At 75.0% G+C, this 771-nt stretch carries 2 protein-coding genes and 1 pseudogene; all 3 read right to left on the reverse strand.

Annotation, left to right across the window (positions count from 1 at the left end):
• Nucleotides 1-211, reverse strand: a 211-nt coding sequence (locus F8A92_RS18475) for a TadE family type IV pilus minor pilin (protein WP_194291596.1), incomplete at its 3' end; no start/stop codon positions are given.
• Nucleotides 211-462 (reverse strand): DUF4244 domain-containing protein, encoded by a 252-nt coding sequence (locus F8A92_RS18480; protein ID WP_228389583.1) that lies wholly within the window; start codon nt 460-462, stop codon nt 211-213. The genes F8A92_RS18475 and F8A92_RS18480, both read right to left, overlap by 1 nt.
• Before the next feature lie 26 nt (nt 463-488).
• Nucleotides 489-771: pseudogene (locus F8A92_RS18485) on the reverse strand (type II secretion system F family protein); the annotation flags it as partial.

A 771-nucleotide genomic window follows, 5' to 3' on the forward strand; every position in this document is an offset into this window, starting at 1 on the left:
CCCGCAGCGCCGTCTGCCGGACGACGGCGGCCGGCTCTCCTCGCGCGGCCGCGCGGGCGCCCTCGCGGGCGGCGGCGACGCAGCGCAGCTGGGCGGAGACGGCGACGATGACGGTGAGCAGGCCGCCGAGCACGATCACCAGCGCAGGGAGCGCCAGCGCCGTCTCCGCGGTGACCATGCCACGGTCACCGCGAACCCCCGACCGGGTCATCAGATCGTCGACAGGGCGCGGGAGATCAGGTTGCCGAGCGCCGCGATCACCGAATCACCCGTGACCACCTGGTACAGGATCGCGGCGAACGCGCAGGCCGCGATCGTGCCGACGGCGTACTCGGCGGTCGTCATGCCGGTCTCCCGCGGATGCTCGCGCAGCGGCCCGAGCAGCCGGTCGACCAGGTGCAGCAGCAACGCGGCGAGGCCGTGCCGGAGCGAACGGACGGTGGTGTCGATGTGGTGCTTCACGATGCTCTCCCGGGTTGGTGGATGGGCTAGAGGATGTCGCCGGCGAGGCCGATCACGATCGGGACGATGCCGAGGCAGATGAACGAGGGCAGGAAGCACAGCCCGAGCGGCGCGAGCGCCCGGATGCCGGCCTTGCGCGCCGCCACCTCCGCAGCGATCCGCGCGTCGTCGCGCAGCTGCGCGGCGGTCGCCTCCCACGCCTGCGCCAGCGCGGCGCCGCTGTCGGTGGCCCTCGAGGCCGCGCGGCCGACGGCGCCGAGCCGGCGATGCATGCCGAGCTCGGCCCAGGCGCGCGCCGCCGGTTCGCCG

The organism is Cumulibacter manganitolerans (genome assembly GCF_009602465.1).
Taxonomy (GTDB): Bacteria; Actinomycetota; Actinomycetes; order Mycobacteriales; family Antricoccaceae; genus Cumulibacter; species Cumulibacter manganitolerans.